Annotated in this window: 17 protein-coding genes; all 17 read left to right on the top strand. The window is 48.2% G+C overall.

The features are described 5' to 3' along the window. Positions 1–204 precede the first annotated feature (204 nt). A complete protein-coding gene (locus MHH25_RS28585) occupies positions 205–621 on the top strand; it encodes a BlaI/MecI/CopY family transcriptional regulator (protein ID WP_017691824.1) in 417 nt (138 codons plus the stop codon). A gap of 1 nt (position 622) precedes the next feature. Further along, positions 623–1,483 carry a M56 family metallopeptidase gene (locus MHH25_RS28580; RefSeq protein WP_036667841.1) on the top strand — a complete coding sequence of 287 codons (861 nt, stop codon included), beginning with the start codon at positions 623–625 and terminating at the stop codon, positions 1,481–1,483. 50 nt (positions 1,484–1,533) lie between these two features. Beyond that, positions 1,534–1,947: a DoxX family protein gene (locus tag MHH25_RS28575; RefSeq protein ID WP_100528505.1), complete on the top strand. Its 414-nt coding sequence runs from the start codon at positions 1,534–1,536 to the stop codon at positions 1,945–1,947. A gap of 297 nt (positions 1,948–2,244) precedes the next feature. Continuing rightward, a complete protein-coding gene (locus tag MHH25_RS28570; RefSeq protein WP_100528315.1) occupies positions 2,245–2,946 on the top strand; it encodes a pirin family protein in 702 nt (233 codons plus the stop codon). Positions 2,947–2,990: 44 nt separating this feature from the next. After that, positions 2,991–3,326 carry a hypothetical protein gene (locus tag MHH25_RS28565; RefSeq protein WP_036667838.1) on the top strand — a complete coding sequence of 112 codons (336 nt, stop codon included), beginning with the start codon at positions 2,991–2,993 and terminating at the stop codon, positions 3,324–3,326. A 174-nt stretch (positions 3,327–3,500) separates the two neighbouring features. After that, on the top strand, positions 3,501–5,096 hold the full coding sequence (locus tag MHH25_RS28560) for a spore germination protein (RefSeq protein WP_100528316.1): 1,596 nt from the start codon (positions 3,501–3,503) through the stop codon (positions 5,094–5,096). Between the two features lie 4 nt (positions 5,097–5,100). Continuing rightward, positions 5,101–6,300, top strand: a complete 1,200-nt coding sequence (locus MHH25_RS28555) for a Ger(x)C family spore germination protein (RefSeq protein WP_100528317.1) — start codon at positions 5,101–5,103, stop codon at positions 6,298–6,300. Next, positions 6,293–6,514, top strand: a complete 222-nt coding sequence (locus MHH25_RS28550; protein WP_100528318.1) for a hypothetical protein — start codon at positions 6,293–6,295, stop codon at positions 6,512–6,514. Before MHH25_RS28555 ends, MHH25_RS28550 begins: the two co-directional genes overlap by 8 nt. 57 nt (positions 6,515–6,571) lie before the next feature. Next, positions 6,572–7,774 carry an endospore germination permease gene (locus MHH25_RS28545; protein WP_338707224.1) on the top strand — a complete coding sequence of 401 codons (1,203 nt, stop codon included), beginning with the start codon at positions 6,572–6,574 and terminating at the stop codon, positions 7,772–7,774. A 130-nt stretch (positions 7,775–7,904) separates the two neighbouring features. Further along, positions 7,905–8,735, top strand: a complete 831-nt coding sequence (locus tag MHH25_RS28540; protein WP_340018667.1) for a uroporphyrinogen-III synthase — start codon at positions 7,905–7,907, stop codon at positions 8,733–8,735. Positions 8,736–8,941: 206 nt separating this feature from the next. Further along, positions 8,942–10,441, top strand: a complete 1,500-nt coding sequence (locus MHH25_RS28535) for a cobyrinate a,c-diamide synthase (protein ID WP_340018666.1) — start codon at positions 8,942–8,944, stop codon at positions 10,439–10,441. Between the two features lie 178 nt (positions 10,442–10,619). Further along, positions 10,620–11,342, top strand: a complete 723-nt coding sequence (locus MHH25_RS28530) for an SDR family oxidoreductase (RefSeq protein WP_235193706.1) — start codon at positions 10,620–10,622, stop codon at positions 11,340–11,342. A gap of 43 nt (positions 11,343–11,385) precedes the next feature. Then, positions 11,386–12,024 (top strand): ThuA domain-containing protein, encoded by a 639-nt coding sequence (locus MHH25_RS28525; RefSeq protein WP_074092596.1) that lies wholly within the window; start codon positions 11,386–11,388, stop codon positions 12,022–12,024. A 72-nt stretch (positions 12,025–12,096) separates the two neighbouring features. Further along, complete coding sequence (locus MHH25_RS28520; protein WP_076328709.1) at positions 12,097–12,477, top strand: phasin family protein; 381 nt, start codon at positions 12,097–12,099, stop codon at positions 12,475–12,477. Further along, positions 12,478–14,148 carry an AarF/UbiB family protein gene (locus MHH25_RS28515; RefSeq protein WP_036667829.1) on the top strand — a complete coding sequence of 557 codons (1,671 nt, stop codon included), beginning with the start codon at positions 12,478–12,480 and terminating at the stop codon, positions 14,146–14,148. Between the two features lie 519 nt (positions 14,149–14,667). After that, positions 14,668–16,119 carry a SulP family inorganic anion transporter gene (locus MHH25_RS28510; protein WP_076328710.1) on the top strand — a complete coding sequence of 484 codons (1,452 nt, stop codon included), beginning with the start codon at positions 14,668–14,670 and terminating at the stop codon, positions 16,117–16,119. Between the two features lie 1,450 nt (positions 16,120–17,569). Then, positions 17,570–19,177, top strand: coding sequence for a DEAD/DEAH box helicase (locus tag MHH25_RS28505; RefSeq protein ID WP_074092592.1), 1,608 nt, complete (start codon positions 17,570–17,572; stop codon positions 19,175–19,177). Positions 19,178–19,310: the final 133 nt, after the last annotated feature.

The raw sequence follows: 19,310 nt of genomic DNA, 5'->3' as shown, positions 1-19,310 counted from the left end.
CAGTTTGACCATGTTCTACAACATCATACGGACTAATATTCGTTGAAGACCGGGCAGAACCGCGAACGTGCGGAACTCCCGGTCTTTGGCCTTTTTTACTGAAATGGAAAACAAATTTACAAATCATTTACATAAAATAGCTGACATAGAGGTTGACTTCTCATTTGATGGCACTACAATGGGTAGTGTGAGGGGTGTCAGAAAATGAGAATACACAATTTCAAAGTGGGTGAGCGTGGGCTCAACCGATTTTTTGGTCCGCTGGAGGCCAAGATCATGGACATTTTATGGGCTCGTCCTGGCAGCAGCATCCGTGAAGTGCAGACCGCACTTGAACAAGACAAAGACGTCAATTTTAATACAGTCATGACCGTGATGAACCGGCTCGTAGACAAGGGACTTCTCGGAAAGTCACAAAAGGGCAGAACATCTTTGTACCAACCGGTACAGAGCAAGGAGGAGTTTATGAACGACCAATCCAAGGAACTGTCACATGAGTTGGTAGATGAATTCGGAGCTTTGGCATTGAATCATATGCTGGATGCGCTGGACGAAGCAGATGCGGGTCTGATTGAACGCTTGGAACAGAAGATCAAACAATGGAAAAAGGATAGCGATTAAGATGTGGAAGACCCGCTCGAAACTTTTGTTTACCGTCGGGTTTGGCATTCCGTTACTCGTGTTCATGCAGATGTTCATGTACGCGATGTACAAAATTTTTGGCTGGGATATCCCGTTTAACCTGCTCTGGCTCTGCAATCATTGGATGAGTCGACTGGGATGGTTATCTGTGGGACATTTTCTGCTGGCACTGGTATTGCTGACATTTGCGGGAACAGGCTGGTTGTTAATGGTGCGTATGATGAAAACCAGGGCAGCTGTACGTAAGCTTCGCTCCATGGAAGTGCGTGCATTGTCTCGTGAACTGGAGTCCAAGTATCACCATCTCGGACAGCCGGGATTCATTGTGGTGGACAAGCATTCTCCGGTTGCATTTACAATTGGTTTATGGAGACCTTGTATCGTACTTTCCACGGGACTTCTGACGATGCTGGATGCAGAAGAGGAGACTGCAGTTGTGTACCACGAAGTTCATCATCTGTGGCACCGTGACCCACTGAAGACAACACTGTTATCGGTATTTGCAATCATGATGCCGTATATTCCCGTATTGAAGCATACTTCGAAACATTACAATATTGTGAGAGAAATTCTGGCAGACAATGAGGCCATCGAGCGTACAGGCAATGTGGCAGGCATTGGCAGTGCTTTGCTCAAGCTGCTCCGTGCTTGTCCTGAACCTTGGGGGGCCAAAGAACTGACCGTTCAATCCTCATTTGCGGATACGTCGGTGAATGTCCGGATTTCACGTCTGCTGGACCCGGAACAGGACGTGACGTTGAGGTTGCCACGTTATGCTGTTCTGATGTCGGCTACTGTTTTTCTATTGCTGTCTATCTTGTTTGTTTGGTCCATCGGATAGATTAATTGGGCTACATGTGAAGTCGAATATAATGAGGAAGGAAGATGAACATGAATAATAAAAGTGTAGAGATTGGATTACTTTTCTCAAGGATTATGATCGGTTTGATCTTTGTATTGCACGGCTGGAGTAAATTTGAAGGTGGAATCAGCGGTACGGTAGGTTTTTTCGAAAGTATTGGTATTCCCGGATTTCTTGCATCCGTTGTAGCCATCATTGAGTTGGTAGGTGGTGCAGCGATGATTCTGGGTCTGGGAACACGTGTGTTTGCTGCCCTGTTTGCCATCGTGATGGTTGGCGTTCTGTTTACAGCCAAAGTGGGTGAGCCGTTCCTGAGTGGTACCGAGTTAGATTACCTGCTGCTGGCGGGTTCCCTGACACTGCTATTCACAGGAAGCCGCCTCCTGGCCGTGGATTATCTGTTCTCCAGACAGGGGAACGCTCGCCAGAATGTGAGTGCTTGAATTGACTAACGATCGCTAAAAAATAATGAAGTGCAAGATGAGTCCTGTAACGAGGTTCTTTATTGGCCAGGCCGGTTCGGGAATTGATTTGCGAACCGGGCTGATCAGTAGAGAACTTTTTTCGAAATATAGGGAGTTATGTTATTTCACCATCCTTCTCTATATTTCTTCGGAATGAAACACGCTGAGCCGCTAGAGGACGGCGACAGCCGTTTCACCTTGTTTGGACGACATGCCTATGGTTTGTTACAATGAGAATAAGTATGCTACTAAGAAAAAATAAGGAGGATGCATTTTATGATTAACGTCATTCCATCCGATGCCCGCTCCAGCTTCGATCGAGGCTGGCTCCGTGGTAGTCACAGCTTTTCTTTCGGAGAATACCAAGACCCGGAGAATACGGCGTTTGGACCGATGCGGGTAGCGAACGACGATGTGATCGCGCCTGGTCGCGGTTTTGGGGCTCACCCGCATAGTGATATGGAGATTGTATCGATCGTACTGAACGGCAAGTTGCGACATGAAGATAACCTTGGGAATGTAGCCGTTACAGGTTTTGGCGGTATCCAGCGGATGTCAGCAGGCAGTGGCATGATTCATACCGAACATAATGCATCCGATACCGAAGAAGTACGTTTGCTTCAGCTCTGGTTCATGCCACAGACAAAAGGGTTGGAGCCCTCCTATGAGACGACATCATTTGATCCAGCGGCATTGGCAGGAGCACTCGTGCCGATTGTAACCCCAGATGGGGGACCAAGAGTTGCGACCATTCATCAGGATATGACGATCTACCTTGGCCGATTAGCCAAAGACGAAACGTTAACCTTTAATCAGGATGCAGGCCGCCGAATGTACATTTTCTCCATCGAAGGCAAGCTGGGATTGGATGGAGAGTACCTGTTGAACGAAGGCGACACGGCTCGTGTGGAACAGCAAGATTCAATCGAACTGCAAGGAAACGAAGATACGTTCTATATGATTATTGATTTGCCGTAGATGGCTGATGAAATGAACTCCAAGATGAAGGAGGATATACACGTATGGCGCAACAGGAATGGTTTATGGTCAAACATGCGGTGACCGGGCGAGGATTAGCTAATAGCAAAACAGATTCGCTGTCCTATCGGTTCCAACAGGAGGGTACAGGTTTCATATTTACCGTTACGGGTCTGGACGAGCAGATTGTGGAACAGATTATGGAGCTTAGACAGGAACTGAACGTATTTCGATTCGTCCAACGCAAGGATCAGCCCCTTTTGAAACACTGGTACTACGTAGATGGTGAACGGGTAGTATACGACAGGGAGAGTCACACGCTAAGCATCTATGCGAAGTCGGAGATTCGTTATGTGCCTGAAGATTATTTTGCGGATTAACCTATAAGTAACTATAGAACTTGGAACATCCCAGAGGTCTCTGTTAAATACAGAGGCCTTTTTGCTGTCTGAAAACTCAGAGAATTTAATCGTAATTTTGCAAAAAAGACCACATAATTCCCTGCTGTCTGGCACAAGCTACCTTGTATAAAAACAAGAACGGAGGGGCGGCATATGGCAGACAAAACATCTGGGAAAGACAAGTCCCGACAACCGGGACGAGCTTCAGAAGAAAAAAAACATATTCCTTTGGGACTGCCGTCCCCGCCTTTTCTTCGGCAGCCGATTAGTGCAGTACATGAAACTCAGATTAAGGCGGTAAAGGAGATATTCTCCGAATGCTCGGATGTGGTTTTTCGCAACGTCATGATTACGCCTGAAGTGAAAGGACTTCTGGTCTATATTGAAGGCATTGTTAATTCGGCTGATATCCAGGAACACATGCTGCGTCCGATTATTCGAGGGCTGGTGCAGCAGCGAACAGATGAACCTGATGTTCCACTGGATGATACAACCGTTGAGCTAACACAGGTGAAGCGAGTGGATACCTGGGCTGCTGCGACAGAAGGGGTGCTGGCATCCTCTGCCCTTCTGGTGGTCGATGGAAGTAACAAAGCCTGGATGTTCAATGTCAAAGGTGGCGTCAGACGTGGTGTGGAGGAACCGCAGACAGAATCCGTCATTCGGGGACCGCGGGAGGGATTTACCGAAACGCTCCGTGTGAATACGGCCTTATTGCGGTTCAAGCTGAAAACACCTGCGCTCAAGATGGTGAGTATGACCCTTGGAACAGACACCAAGACAGATATTGTATTGACCTACCTGGAAGGTATTGCCGATCCAAAAACGATTCAAGATGTCAAGAAACGTCTGGAAAAAATCAATATTGATGGCATCCTGGAGACGGGTTATATCGAGGAATTGATTGAAGATCATCCGTATTCCCCTTTTCCTCAGATGCACTACTCGGAGCGGCCGGATACCGTTGCAGGCAATCTGTTGGAGGGACGCTTTTCCATTATGGTAGATGGAACCCCCTTTGCGCTGATTGCTCCAGTCACGATGTGGCAGATGCTGCAAGCCAGCGAGGATTATTACGAGCGATTCTTTATCAGTAATCTGTTGCGCTGGATTCGCTTTTTGTTCGTAGCCATTGCGTTATTTCTGCCAGCCCTATACATCGCTATTACGACATTTCATCAGGACATGCTGCCAACCACATTGATACTGAGTATCGCGGGGGCACGGGAAGCTATTCCTTTTCCGGCACTGGTCGAAGCTCTCATCATGGAGCTATCGTTCGAAGCTCTCCGGGAAGCGGGGGTCAGGTTACCCAAGACAGTGGGTCAGGCTGTCAGTATCCTCGGTGCACTCGTGATCGGACAGGCCGCAGTTCAAGCGGGGATTGTATCCGCACCGATGGTTATTATCGTATCCATGACAGGAATAGCTTCCTTCACGATCCCGCGATTTAACTTCGCGATTACGGTGCGTCTGCTCCGATTTCCGATCATGTTACTGGCAGGTATGCTTGGATTATACGGCATCGTCATCGGCTTGGTCCTGATCTCGGTCCATCTGACACAGATGACTTCGTTCGGTGTCCCATATCTCTCTGGTCTTAGCCCGTACAGTAAAACAGATACCAAAGACATTCTCATTCGTGTGCCATGGTGGAAAATGATTAATCGTCCTTCTACGGTACATCGGGATCAGAAACGGATGACCGAAAAGATCAACGGTTCCCCTGAAGCTGAGGAAGGGTGGTGAACCCATGCAGTTCATATATAAGTACCGGGCAGTGATAGCACTGTTGTTATGTACCACTTTTATTTCAGGTTGCTGGGATCGTAAGGAGATTAATGATGTTGCCTTTGTGATTGGTATTGCTGTTGATAAGGAGGGGGACAATTACAGATCCAGTCTTCAGATTGCTCTGCCGGGACAATCCGGTTCTTCCGGTAGTGAGGGAGGCGGAGGCGGCACGAGTGGGGATAAATCCTGGTTCATGTTATCCAATACAGCCAAATCATTGCATGGTACGTCTATTGAAGGTCAAAAGGAACTCTCACGAACAATCTATTATGCGCATCGCCGTACGATGCTTATTGGTGAGGAGCTTGCCCGGGATGGCGTGGCCTCCATGCTTGATCTGTTTACGCGGTATCCGCTGAACCGATTCTCTGCATTGCCAGTGGTCACAAAAGGTGCAGCATATGAGGTCATGGATACGGATGCACCTATAGAGAAGTTTCCATCCGAGATGGTGCGGGAACTGTGCTTCCTCAATATGCGGAATCCACGTTCACTTAAAACGTTTATAGATGCCATTCTGAGTGAAGGTGTCGATCCATTCCTGCCGGTCGCTTCGAAAGTGAGCAATGTTCCAAAAGGGTGGAAGGACGCCAAAACAAACATCAAGCTGGATGGGTTGGCCATTTTCAAGAAAGATAAGCTGGTTGGCATGATCGACAAAGCTCCAGCCGATGCGCTCATTCTTGCTATGGGCGAGGCCAATGCGCCGGAGATTATGGTTAAAGCTCCTGGCGGAGATGGAAATATGTTCATCAAGTTGAACGAGAACAACGCTTCACTACATCCCAGTATCAAGGCTGACAAGGTCACCGTGAATATTGAATTATATGCCAAGGGAGTTCTCGTAGATAACGAATCCAATTATGGTGACCGGCGTGAGAATGAGATTCTGAAGTTACATGAAGCCATTCACGAGAAAATAAAATTGGATATCGAGGAAGGTGTCCGATTGGTTCAGGGAAAATACCATGCGGACATCCTTGGAATTGGTCGATCCATTCATCAACATCTGCCGGCCAAGTGGGACACGATGAAGGATCGTTGGGATGACATATACCCTGAAGTTGAGGTGACGGTTACCCCCCATGTCCTTATTGAAAACGTTGGGGTGAGTAATAAACCAATCGGCGTTGTAGAGGAGGAAGTTGTACATGATTAAACCACTCTTATTTACCTACCTGGCCATGGCAATCGTGGTCATCTTGATGGATTTCAGACATTTGAAACAGGCAGCTGCCATTAATCGCTGGCTATCCTATAGTTTGATAGCAGTAGGTACAGGCATTTGGTTCTATGTCACTAATCTAAGCAAAACCTTATTTGTGTCGGTATGGATAAGCCACGTTATCCAGCGTTTACTGCCACTGCCCTAGGTTTATGGACAGGACGCATTAAGTTTGCGGGATCACGAGAGGGAAAGGAGGTATATCATGAATCAGAGAGTGACACACCGTCAGATGATCCTGCTCGTGCTGCTGCTCAGTGTTTCAGGTACGTTAATTCAGCCACACGCGCAAGCTATCTACTATGCGGAACAACATGCTTATCTCTCGTATATACCTGTAGTCGTAGTGATGCTTGCATCCATGTGGATGTTGAGCCGGGTTCAGCGGCGATTTCCTGAGAAGGATCTGTTCGAGTCGCTCATCGGAAGATTCCCCTTACTGGGAAGATTAATGGCGTTTCTGTACATTATGTTTTTTTTCTTTGTGTTTGCAAGAGATATTCGGTTAACAGGTGACTATATCAGTATCACATTGCTGGAGACAACACCGATCTCTATCATTGTAATGTCACTGATGATTATGGGCGTTTTTATCGTTCGGGGCGGACTGGGCTCCTTGATTGGAATGACGGAATTGTACGTCACTTTGTTCCTGTTGAACTCGGTAATTGTACCTTTCATGCTCATTCAACAAGTCGACATGGACAACCTGATGCCGTATTTTCATGTCGATGTTGCAGGCGTAGGTAAAGGGAGTTGGTACATATTTTCATTTTATGGCGAGATGATTGCATTGCCCTTTGTAATCAAGGGTAGTGATTTTCGTTTTAAGTCTGCCCTGGGGGGAATTATCCTCTCGGCACTGCTCATGATGCTGATTGTTGTGGAAACCATCACTTCTATTGGCGTTCCGATTGCTTCAAGACTGGTATACCCTTCCTACGAGCTTGCAAGACAGCTGCAAATTAGTGACTTTCTGGACCGATTTGACTTGGCACTGGCAGCAGCGACTTTGCCTACGATGATCACGAAGATTGCTTTTGACCTGTACTTTGTCTGCTGGGGATTGAAGCGAATGATTCCGAACGTATCGGGAAAGGTATTGACAGGCCCGATTGCCCTCGTCGGATTTGTCTGTGCATTCTGGTTCTTCCGAAATGCCATTCAGCTCAATCGCTTTACTCGGGAATGGACATGGATCGCCATTGTTTTTGAAGTACTGTTCCCTCTCGTGCTGTTTCTGTTCCTTCGTCCTCGCAAAAAGGATAAAAAAGAATCTACCCAACAGAGATCGGGAGACCAATCAAAGAAAGAGAAGCATGAGCAGGGACAAGAATCCTCTGATTCGGAGAAGAACGGAGAGAAAAGAAGGCAGGATTCTCACGGTGGAGAACTCCAGCCTTCCTGATACATCCCATCAAAAATCCTTATAGATGAACGGGCAAAAAGAGGGAAAGTACAGTTTCCCTCCACAGAAGTACCCTGTATACTGTAGTCAGACTGATGAACATTCGGCTGAACTAACGGGGGGAACATGAATGGCTCAACATTTGGCAGGTGTGCGTGTAGCATTGACAGGACCACGAAAATCGAAAGAAATGTCCATACTGGTTGAAAAAATGGGTGGAATCCCGCTTGTGCGACCGGCACAGGGGACCGTATTCCTGGATGATCGGAGTATCAGGGATGGGCTGGTATCCTGGATCTCAGACCCGCCAGAATGGGCGGTATTAACGACGGGTATGGGATTGGATGCATTGTTTGAAATGGCTGAGGATATGGAAGTGGCAGGCCAATTGTTGGATGTATTATCAGAATCCTCAATTGCGGCAAGGGGATACAAGACGGTGAATGCGCTCAAAAAGCGCAAGCTAACACCGCTGGTACGAGATGATGACGGTAGCACGGACGGGCTCATCCGAGAATTCACCCCACATGATCTCGCAGGGAAAAAGGTTATGTTGCAGCTTCATGGGGAGACAGCTCCCAAACTCGTTGCATGGTTGGAAGAACAAGGTGCCATCGTCAGACAAGTGCTTCCTTACCGCCATGTACCGCCAGAAGAGGCAGAACTGGAACAGTTATTGAATGAAATTCTAAATTTCGAGGTAGATGCTGTTGCGTTCACAAGTGGACCGCAGGTTAGATTTCTGACGCAATATGCGGCTTCCCAGGACAAGCTTGAGCCGTTGCTTGCAGCCTTCAGACAAGGTGTAATTCCTGCGTCTGTAGGTAAAGTTACAGCAAACTCTATGCGTGAAGAAGGCATTGAGGCACTGGTCATTCCGGAGGAAGAGAAGATGGGAGCACTCATCGTTGAGCTTGGGCGTTACTTTGCAGCAGGGCGTGCGGCCAAGATTAGAGATTAGTGGCCTGCTTTTAGATCAGTTCGACAAAAAGCTTTTGGCGTCGCTTCATGAATAAAAAGTGTGCATTAATCTTAACCGCATCGCTATATGATGCGGTTTTGTTTAGATTATAGAATTTATACGTTACAACTAAAACACGAATGTACATCCTTGATAGTGCTTCGATCAGAGGCTTTTGTTATATCGAAGAAAAGGTGGAAATGACGATGACCATTGCAGATCGTAATGCCAGACCCCGACTGATCATTGCAGGCACCGGAAGTGGTGCAGGGAAAACGACAGTAACCTTGGGGCTAATGAGGGCACTCGCTCAGCGTGGCTTGAGTGTACAGGGGTTCAAATGCGGCCCGGACTATATTGATCCGACATACCATACCGCCGTCACGGGGAGACCGTCACGTAATCTGGATGCATGGATGACATCGCCTGAGTATGTGAGAGATACGTTCGAGAAGGCATCGGCGGGACATGATATTTCCATTATTGAAGGCGTAATGGGCCTCTACGATGGCAAAGATCCTCTCAGCAATACAGGCTCAACTGCAGAGATTGCTCTGGTCACGCAGACCCCTGTGATTCTGGTTGTGGACGTACGCAGCATGGCTCGCAGTGCGGCCGCGATTGTCTTGGGTTTTCAACAGCTGGAGCCTGAATTAAATATTGCCGGAGTGATCGTCAACCGGTGTGGAAGTGCGGGTCATTATACCATTGTGCAAAAAGCCATTGAGCAGATGTGCGGCATTCCTGTGGTTGGCTGGCTGAAGCGGGACGAAGACATGTCCATCCCGGAGAGACATCTGGGGCTGGTGCCTGCCATTGAGCGCGGTGAACTGGAGCCATTATTTCAGCGGGCTGCCGATGTGCTGATGGAAGGCACTGATCTGGATCTTCTGCTGGGACTGGCGGCAAGCGCCCCGCCGTTAAATGCAGAAGAAGTGAGTCCTGCCACGACTGCCCACACGGATTCGGCTAATGCTGAATCAGGCTCCAATTACGATTCACAATTCGATTCAGTGATCCACGTTAATAATCGACATGTATCATATGCGGTACAGCCTGTCATTGCCGTTGCGCGCGATGCCGCATTTAATTTCTATTATCCCGATAATCTGGAATTGCTCGAAGCAGCCGGGGCCCGATTACAATACTTCAGTCCTCTTGCTGGCGAAGGTATTCCAACGGATGTGGATAGCGTCTATTTGGGCGGCGGGTTTCCAGAGGAATTTGCAGCAGAGATTGCCGGTAACCAAGGGTTCTTGGAAGGACTTCGACAGGCAGTACAATCCAACATGCCTTTATTTGCCGAGTGTGGTGGTTACATGGTGCTTGGAGAAACGTTGACCGACCGAGAGGGAGTTACTTTCGACATGGCGGGCATTATCCCCGCACAGGTGCAGATGCAGAAGAAGCGCGCTGCGCTTGGCTACCGTGAAGCAAGTAGCGTTCGGGATTCCTTTTTGATGAAAAAGGGTGAAGTACTTCGGGGTCATGAATTTCATTATTCGACAATGACCTATCGTGATGAAGAAACGATTCCTTATGCGTATGAGACCAAGGGGATGTGTGGCTTGAAGCAAGAGGGATATGCCGCAGGCAACATCGTGGCGGGGTATACGCACGTTCATCTGGGCTCTTACCCGGCAGCCGCTCGAAGATGGGTGGAGCATTGTTTAGCCTATCGGCAGGAGCGAGATATGCAGAGATAATAGCAGCTATTTATAGCTCAAATAGATAGCTGAATTCAATAAGCAAAATGGCTCTAATCTCGCTTTTACCTCCTGAGTCTTTGGTCGTGAAGTTGGCGATCCTATTCTGAATTAAAGGTTTTCAGATGAATATGTGGAATGAATAAAAGACAGAATCATTATGCGAGGGAGGGACATCATGATGAGAACCGTATGTGTAACGGGAGCTGCCCGGGGATTGGGATTGGCTTTGACGGCACAGATGCTGAAGAGAGGGTATCTCGTGTATGCGGCCGGTCTGGACGTGGAAGATTCCGAGGGAATTCGTATGCTTGCAGAAGGATATCCTGACCATCTGCGCGCCATCGAACTGGATATCGCGGACGACCTGTCGGTAGCTCTGTTCACGGAGACATTGAAGCTGGATACGAATCATTTGGATATGCTGATCAATAATGCGGCTATACTAGGAAGTATTACGGATCATATCCGCGGGCCGTTGAATATGGCGGAGATGGCTGAAGTATTTAATGTGAACACCTTAGGTACACTGCGTGTGACTCATTCCCTGTTACCCCTCCTTCTTCAAGGACAGGTCAAGCTGATTGTTGATATCTCTTCCGAGGCTGGAAGTATAGAGCAATGCAGTCGGGATGGGTGGTATGCCTATTGTATGTCCAAAGCTGCTTTGAACATGCAGGCCCGTCTTGTGCACAATGGTCTGAAGGATGAAGGCGGACAAGTGATGCTTGTGCATCCCGGTTGGGTACAGAGTTATATGAGGGGCGAATTGGATGTTGCTGCGGATCTCACGCCCGAGCAATCTGCACAGCATATCGCAGTACTTATCGACCGCCATGAACAGTTTAAAGGAGATCAGCCCGCATATGTGGACTACAAGGGAGAGAAGCTCCCCTGGTAGTTGGTTTTATACAGTGAGGTGAACAAGAAAGGAGATTAATTGAATGGATCATCGTAAAAAAGCATTACTACTTGGCGATTATACACATCCGGATTGGCACCCGCTTCAGGGGGTGGATGCGGAGATTAGCCGAATTTTTCATGATACTATGACTGTGCAGTGCAGTGAGAATCGGAATATGCTGCTGCAAGAAAATATAACCGGGTTTGATGTATGTATCTCATACATGGACGATTGGAAGGGGAAAGTCTCTCCACAGCAGACAGCAGGTTTGTTGTCCTATGTAAGTAATGGGGGTGGACTGGTCATTATACATAACGGCATTTCGCTCCAAAATCGTTATGAGCTCAAACAGATGATCGGTGCCAAGTTCCTGCATCATCCGGCGTATGCACCGCTTGAATTCACTGTAACGGCGGAAAGCCATCCCGTGACGGAGGGCATTTCGAATTTCACAATGGAAGAAGAGCCGTATCAGTTCGAATTTGGTTCTTTTGCCGAAACGAAGATATTGCTAGAATATCAATCCGAAGATGGACCAAAGCCTGCGGTTTGGGCTCATCGATATGGTGTTGGGCGTATTGTTTATCTGATGCCGGGTCACCATGTGCCGTCTTTTGCACACGAAACGTACCGGAAGTTACTTCTGCAAGCAGGCAAATGGGCTGCGCGTTACGTCTGATCGGACTGACATTTTTGCATGCAGAGTATAAGGGGTATAATATAGAGATCAACGAAGAGGAGGATGACAAAAATGAGCGATTTGTTCAAAAAGGCGATCTCGTTAGGGCTTGGTCTTACTGTCGTAAGCAAAGAAAAAATTGAGAAAACCGTGGATGATTTGGTCAAGCGCGGGGAACTTGCGCCCGGTGAATCCAAAGCTTTGGTTGAACGTCTGCTGGAACGGGGCGATGAAGAACAAGGCCAGTTCAAGAGAGTGATTCAAGAACAGGTCAAGCGTGTGCTTCAGGAAGCTGGTGTGGCATCCGAAAGTGATGTAACCAGTCTGGAACAGCGCGTTGCCGTTCTGGAGAAAAAACTTGCCGAACTGGGCCACTCACCACAGCTTCATCCTGATGAATCCCCAGCTCCACTTGAAGTTCCTCCTCCTCTCAAAGGAAACGAGATCGAGTAGATGGCAGTGCGAATCAAACATGTCGGCAGATACCGTGAAATTGCCATGGCGCTAGTGCGTCATGGCTTCGGTTATATGGTCGAGGAGCTGGGCTTGTTCCAGCTGCTGGCTCTGCCCAGACGGTGGATGTCGCGTGAAGCACACACCACCAAAACGCTGAGTGAACGCATCAGGCTTGTGCTGCAGGAGCTGGGGCCAGCTTTCGTCAAGCTGGGGCAACTCGCAAGCACAAGGGCAGATCTGTTGCCTGAGTCTGTCATTCGTGAGCTGGTGAAGTTGCAGGATCAGGTCCCGCCGTTCTCTTCCGAGACGGCACGGGGTATTTTGGAACAGGAATTGGATACACCGCTGGAGGAGATCTTTTCCCGGTTCGAGGATACCCCTGTAGCTGCGGCCAGCATTGGACAGGTGCATCTGGGCAAACTTCAAAGCGGTGAATCGGTAGCCATCAAGATTCAGCGGCCGGGCATATCGCGTATTGTGCAGCGTGACCTGGATATCTTGCGTGAGCTGACAGCCATGGCCGAGAAGCGCTGGGACTGGGTGAAGCAATATCAGATTCCGCAAATGGTCGAAGAATACGCTCAGGCGTTGATGGCCGAGCTGGATTATACAGTCGAAGGCCGCAATACGGAAAAGATTGCACAGCAGTACCAACAGGACAACAAGGTCAAAATCCCGGCAATTTACTGGGATCAGACTTCGTCCCGTGTGCTCACTATGGAGTATATCGAAGGTATCAAGCTCAATGATCGTGAAGAACTGGTCAGACGCGGTCATGATCTGAATAACATTGCCGAGCGGCTGGTGGATTCATTATTAAATCAGATCTTTATTCAGGGATTCTTTCACGCTGACCCACATCCGGGCAATCTGATGGTATTAAAGGATGGACGTCTTGCTTTTATAGACTTCGGTATGGTGGGCAGTCTGAGTGATGAGATGAAACAACAGCTCGCTTCGCTTATTATTGGATTAATGCGCAAAGATACAGACAGTATGATCCGGGCGATTGAGAAGCTCGGCATGATGCCAGATGACATGGACCTGCGTGGTCTTCATGTGGATTTGGACAAGTTACGTACCAAATATTACGATATTCCCTTTTCCAAGATTAGTGTGGGTCAGGCATTGAATGATTTATTCGGCGTAGCCCAGAGGCACCGGGTTGTCATGCCTGCCGATATTCTGCTGCTCGGTAAGTCGTTGCTTACAATGGAAGGTGTAATTGAACATCTCGATCCTTCCCTGAGCATTGTAGATATGGCCGAGCCTTTTGGGCGGAAGCTGATCAAGGAACGTTTTAGTGCCGGAAGAATCAAGAATCGGTTGTTCCGCAGTGCGGCCGATATGGCCGAGAGTGTCATTGGTCTGCCAGGGCAGTTAAGGCAATTATCATCCATTATTAGCAAAGGCAAGCTGAGACTGGAGATTAGTGTCCCTGAACTGGATGCACTCATGCGCAGAATGGACCAGATTAGTAATCGGCTGTCTTTCAGTATTGTGTTACTTGCCTTTTGTATCATTATGGTGGGCCTGATTATCGGTTCGTCGATCAGTCATCAGTCCACGATGCTGTGGGATATTCCGGTCATTGAGATTGGTTTCCTGGTGGCGATTCTGATGGTGGCTTTCCTGCTCTATTCGATATTCAAATCGGGAAGGTTCTAGCAACAGCATTACATCACAAGAATACCCGTAAAGAGACTTTCTCCAAAGGATCTTTGCGGGTTATTTTTTTGTGAATAGAGAATTGGTGAGTAAATTATAGAAAGATTAAGATAATAGAAGAAAAGGTTCTGTTTTTTCGCCTTAACTGTATTAGTACATATCCGGTCCTGTGACTATAATAATAGGTCAGTACATTAACGGACCCGGTTTTTCTGAGAGGGGAAAACCTATTGGCATCAGGATCAGCTCCTGATGTCGCACGAGTAAGACAACTGAGGCAGTAATGGAACACCAGCGGTACACACTGGAACGGAAAAGACATGAGTGCATATTAACCCTTCAAAGCAATATGGATGGTAAATAATGATGCAACTCAGGGATGAGCATAGGTGAATGACGCGGAGAGGAATCCGTTGTTTTGTGCTGTCCTGGGTAGATGGTTAGTGTGAACGGCTTCCGTTACTGTTCAGCGGGATTGTCCATTATAAGGAATACACGTAGGAGGAACGGCAAGAACATATGAATACTTTAAAACAACAATGGTTTGGCAACATTCGCGGAGACGTGCTGGCAGGCATTACGGTAGCGCTGGCGTTAATTCCGGAAGCCATTGCGTTCTCCATCATTGCGGGTGTTGATCCGATGGTCGGATTATACGCTTCGATTACGATTGCGATTGTGATCTCGATTGCTGGTGGAAGACCAGGCATGATCTCGGCGGCAACCGGTGCCATGGCGGTACTGATGGTTGGACTCGTCAAGGATTATGGCGTGGAATATCTTTTTGCGGCGACGATTTTGACGGGCATTATCCAGTTTCTACTGGGCATATTTAAGGTTGGACGGTTTATTACGTTTGTGCCTCATTCGGTACTGACCGGATTCGTTAACGCACTGGCTATACTCATCTTTATGGCGCAGTTAACCCACTTCACGGGAGCGAACTGGATTATGTATGCGATGGTAGCGGGCACGCTGGCGATCGTTTATATTTTGCCACGGTTTTTCAAAGGCGTTCCAGCTCCACTGATTGCGATCATCGTGATGACGATTATTACCGTGGTGTTCCATCTGGACGTAAGAACGGTAGGAAACATGGGGAATATAACGAGCACTCTGCCGATGTTCCACTTGCCAAATATTGCGTGGACTTGGGACACGCTGATGATTCTGCTGCCTTATTCATTCACCATGGCACTGGTTGGTTTGCTGGAATCCCTGCTGACCGCAACCATCGTGGATGAGATGACCGAGACCAAGAGCAGCAAGAACCGTGAAGTGCGTGGTCAGGGTATTGCAAATTTTGTGAACGGTTTGTTTGGCGGCATGGGTGGCTGTGCGATGATTGGGCAGTCGGTCATTAATGTGAAGTCTGGCGGACGTGGAAGATTATCTACGTTTACTGCGGGTGCGTTTCTCGCGATCCTGTTGCTGCTGTTTAGCGGTGTGGTGAAACAGGTACCGATGGGGGCACTCGTCGGTGTGATGTTTATGGTGTGTATCGGGACATTCGACTGGAGTTCTATCAAAAATATAACTCGCGTGCCGCGCGCGGAAGCCTTTGTCATGATCGTGACGGTGGCAATTGTGGTCTATACCCACGATCTGTCGATCGGGGTTATGGTCGGCGTTGTGTTCAGTGTGCTGCATTTTGGCTGGAAACAGACCAAGATTCGTGTACAGGCGAGCCAAGAGCAAGGGCAGAAAGTTTATCGGGTTCACGGACCATTCTTCTTTGGTTCTTCGTCCCGATTCGTGGATGAGTTCGATGCAGAGGCCGATCCGAAGGAGATCACGATTGATTTCGGAGGGTCACATATCTGGGATAACACTGCGGTTGTGGCTATCGGCAAAGTGAAGTTCAAATACGCGAAGCTTGGCAAAACCGTGCACCTGCGCGGGTTAAACGAGGAGAGCACTCGCATTCTTGAACGGAGTGGGTTTGCTACAGCTGGAGGGCACGGTTCGTAACTTGGTTGCAACGAAGGTTGTTGTTCAAAGGTGCAATGTCTGACTATAGTTACGCGGACAAGGTGAAAAATGAACGGTTTAGTAAATCTGGAATTAAGGATCTAAACAAGTAATAAAGTTATGAAGGCTACTGTCCTAAAGTAGTGTTGAGCAGACATGCGACAGCCCTATGTAGTAGATAACATAAAAATATACTTTTTATCAGCGGCGCACTTTTTCCCAATGTAAGTCGGGGAGAGGGCGTCGTTGTTTTTTTTTATTAGAGTGTGTGGTGTGTACAGTGAAGAAGAGAACAGAAAAAGAACGAAGAAGTAGAAGTAGTAGTAGTTCTAATGGTGGTAGTGGTAGTTGTAGTAGAAATAGAAATAGAAATAGAAGTAGAAGTTGTAGTAATAGTTCTAGTAGAAGTATAGGTAGTGCTGGTTGTTGTTGTTGTTCCTAGTTCTAGTTTTTGTAGTTGGTGTTCTGGTTCTAGTAAATGTTGTTATTACTGTAGCTGATGTTATTGTGCTCAAGCTTGTGTCCTTCAGAGTGTGTAGAATCTAACGAACCTGGCACGTCTTATATGGGGTTATTTCATGTTTTCATTATTCTAACGAATCTCAGACATCTTATTTTGCTGATTTCACCTATACTGATGCCGTTTCGCGGGTATTTCCGAGTAATTAAGTGACTGGAGTTCGTTAGAAAATCCAAACGGCTTTAATTGGCGTAATAGGGTGCCCTGGATTCGTTAGAATCAGTGGTACGTGGGAGGTTTCATCGTAAGAGCTATTTTCGAACCGCGAGAAATCTTGAATCTTGATCTCAATGTACGGAGTTATGTAAGGTACCTTTCAATTCCTGATACTTTCGCAAGATCGCTTCCTTTTGATCTGTTTAGGATGAACTTCACAACAATTTATAGAATCATAGCAGCTATCTCAATCTTAACGCTATCTCTCAACTATCCTGGGATTATGAACATAACGATCCAATACATCTTTCTCAAGGAGTGCCATCAGACACTGTAGCCCGCTATAACCTCCTCCTGACCATGTGCAGTTCAATCCTCAACCCCGTTCTACAGAGTCAGGGTCATACTTCGAGCTACCGCTTTAGCTTACTCCACTCATCATCATTCTCAGAGGGGCTCCTATAGTTACTCTCAAAACCAACCTCACACACTCTCTCAAAAACCAACCTCAAACTCACTTGGTCGATACAAGTTACGCTGATCTTGGGATTTTGTGCTACAAGTTGGGGGTGTAACGCTGTATCCCCTTTTGTTTTGCTTGACTAACGTGTAAACTACAGGGTATGGAGAAGAAGAGCAACGAGTGGATTGCTTTTTAAAAAATTCATTTCATAATCATGATTGATATAAGGAAAACTAGTCTTGATGGCAGATACTGATACTAAGGTCATTATGAAATGGACTTATCTAAATGAATATACAGAGGTGTAACGATTGGCAAACTTTGAACAACTGGGCATTCGCCCGGAATGGTGCGAGATCCTGAAACATCAGGGAATCGCCGTGCCGACTCCGGTACAGGAGCGTTCGATTCCGGTACTGCTGGGTGGACGCGATATTATCGCTGAGGCACAGACAGGAACAGGGAAAACGCTGGCATTTTTGCTGCCGATTATTCAGAAAATTAACGTATCCGACCGTTCGCCACAAGCGCTGATTATCGCGCCTACGCGTGAGCTTGCGCTGCAAATTACGGAAGAAGCGAAGAAGCTCACGGCAAATGACGATAAACTGCACGTGCTTGCCGTATACGGTGGGCAGGATGTGGACAAACAACTGCGTAAATTGCAGAACGGTACCCAGATCGTTATTGGTACACCGGGTCGTCTGCTGGATCACCTGCGCCGTGGCACGTTGAAGCTGGATAATGTGAAAAAACTGGTACTGGATGAAGCCGACCAAATGCTGCACATGGGCTTCCTGGACGATGTGGAGACGATTCTTAGCGAGCTGCCACATAAACGTCAGACAATGCTGTTCTCAGCAACGATGCCTAAGGGCATTCGCAACCTGGCGAAGACCTACATGAAAGATCCGGAAGATGTAAAAGTATCTTCTCAATCTGTTATTCCGATCAAACAAATTCGCCAGCAAGTGCTGGAATGCACGGATCGTGGTAAATTAGAAGCACTTCGCGGCATGATTGATACGTATCGCCCATACTTGGCGATTATTTTCTGTCGGACCAAGCGTCGTGCATCCAAGCTGAACCAAGATCTGCGTGAAGCAGGTTATGCAAGTGATGAACTTCATGGAGATCTGTCCCAATCCAAGCGTGAGAACGTAATGAAAGCGTTCCGTGATGCCAAACTGCAAGTGCTGGTTGCTACAGATGTAGCTGCACGCGGACTTGATGTAGAAGGCGTCACGCATGTATTTAACTACGATATGCCGCATGATGCGGAAAGTTATATTCACCGGATTGGTCGTACGGGCCGTGCAGGCGGTACAGGTCTTGCTGTAACGTTTGCAACAGAGCACGACAGACCGGAACTTGCACGTATTGAGCAAGGTATCGACCAGAAGCTGTCCCGTATTCAGTGGACAAGCGAAGGTCCAATTGCTTCGACTGGAGCAGCTAGACGTTCCATCAACAGTCAGGGGGATGACGAACGTTCAGGCGGACGCTCTTCCGGAACTGGTAGTGCCCGTCGCGGTGCAGGCCGTAACGATCGCAGAGATGGCGGACGTGGGGGGCGTGGTTCCCGCGGTGGCGAAGGTGGCCGCAGTGAAGGCGGACGCAGTGGTGGTCGTAGCGGTGGCCGCAGCAGCGACAGCAGTCGCGGAGCAGCAGGTCAAGGTGGACGCGGTGCGGGTCGCAGTGGCGACGAGCGCAGCGCAGGTCGTGGTTCCGCGCGCAGCAGCGACAGCAGTCGTGGTGCAGCGGGTCAAGGCGGACGCGGTGCAGCTAGCAGCGGCTGGGCTGGCCGTAGTGCCGACAAGCGCACCTCCGGGCGCAGCAGCGAAGGCTCTCGCCGTCCGGAATCCGCAGGACGCGGACCGGCGAAGGGCGACCGTCGCGATTCTCGTCGCGGACGGTAAAGCCTTGGCGCAAGCGGCGATGCAGCCGCAATTGCGCAGGCAACATGCCATGCCACAGGGTTTGGCATGGCACATATGAGAGGGTTCGGGTACGGATGTACCCAACCCTCAGATCAAGGGTCGCGACGGAACC

This window comes from Paenibacillus sp. FSL H3-0457, from assembly GCF_037981725.1.
Taxonomy (GTDB): Bacteria; Bacillota; Bacilli; order Paenibacillales; family Paenibacillaceae; genus Paenibacillus; species Paenibacillus amylolyticus.
The sequence above is the reverse complement of the archived record's forward strand: the minus strand, read 5'-3'. Positions and strand labels throughout refer to the sequence as shown.

Excerpts from the sequence above, each read along its gene's own strand:
- MHH25_RS28585 (WP_017691824.1), top strand. The coding sequence starts at position 205 with ATGAGAATACACAATTTCAAAGTGGGTGAGCGTGGGCTCAACCGATTT.
- MHH25_RS28580 (WP_036667841.1), top strand. The coding sequence starts at position 623 with ATGTGGAAGACCCGCTCGAAACTTTTGTTTACCGTCGGGTTTGGCATT.
- MHH25_RS28575 (WP_100528505.1), top strand. The coding sequence starts at position 1,534 with ATGAATAATAAAAGTGTAGAGATTGGATTACTTTTCTCAAGGATTATG.
- MHH25_RS28570 (WP_100528315.1), top strand. The coding sequence starts at position 2,245 with ATGATTAACGTCATTCCATCCGATGCCCGCTCCAGCTTCGATCGAGGC.
- MHH25_RS28565 (WP_036667838.1), top strand. The coding sequence starts at position 2,991 with ATGGCGCAACAGGAATGGTTTATGGTCAAACATGCGGTGACCGGGCGA.
- MHH25_RS28560 (WP_100528316.1), top strand. The coding sequence starts at position 3,501 with ATGGCAGACAAAACATCTGGGAAAGACAAGTCCCGACAACCGGGACGA.
- MHH25_RS28555 (WP_100528317.1), top strand. The coding sequence starts at position 5,101 with ATGCAGTTCATATATAAGTACCGGGCAGTGATAGCACTGTTGTTATGT.
- MHH25_RS28550 (WP_100528318.1), top strand. The coding sequence starts at position 6,293 with ATGATTAAACCACTCTTATTTACCTACCTGGCCATGGCAATCGTGGTC.
- MHH25_RS28545 (WP_338707224.1), top strand. The coding sequence starts at position 6,572 with ATGAATCAGAGAGTGACACACCGTCAGATGATCCTGCTCGTGCTGCTG.
- MHH25_RS28540 (WP_340018667.1), top strand. The coding sequence starts at position 7,905 with ATGGCTCAACATTTGGCAGGTGTGCGTGTAGCATTGACAGGACCACGA.
- MHH25_RS28535 (WP_340018666.1), top strand. The coding sequence starts at position 8,942 with ATGACCATTGCAGATCGTAATGCCAGACCCCGACTGATCATTGCAGGC.
- MHH25_RS28530 (WP_235193706.1), top strand. The coding sequence starts at position 10,620 with ATGATGAGAACCGTATGTGTAACGGGAGCTGCCCGGGGATTGGGATTG.
- MHH25_RS28525 (WP_074092596.1), top strand. The coding sequence starts at position 11,386 with ATGGATCATCGTAAAAAAGCATTACTACTTGGCGATTATACACATCCG.
- MHH25_RS28520 (WP_076328709.1), top strand. The coding sequence starts at position 12,097 with ATGAGCGATTTGTTCAAAAAGGCGATCTCGTTAGGGCTTGGTCTTACT.
- MHH25_RS28515 (WP_036667829.1), top strand. The coding sequence starts at position 12,478 with ATGGCAGTGCGAATCAAACATGTCGGCAGATACCGTGAAATTGCCATG.
- MHH25_RS28510 (WP_076328710.1), top strand. The coding sequence starts at position 14,668 with ATGAATACTTTAAAACAACAATGGTTTGGCAACATTCGCGGAGACGTG.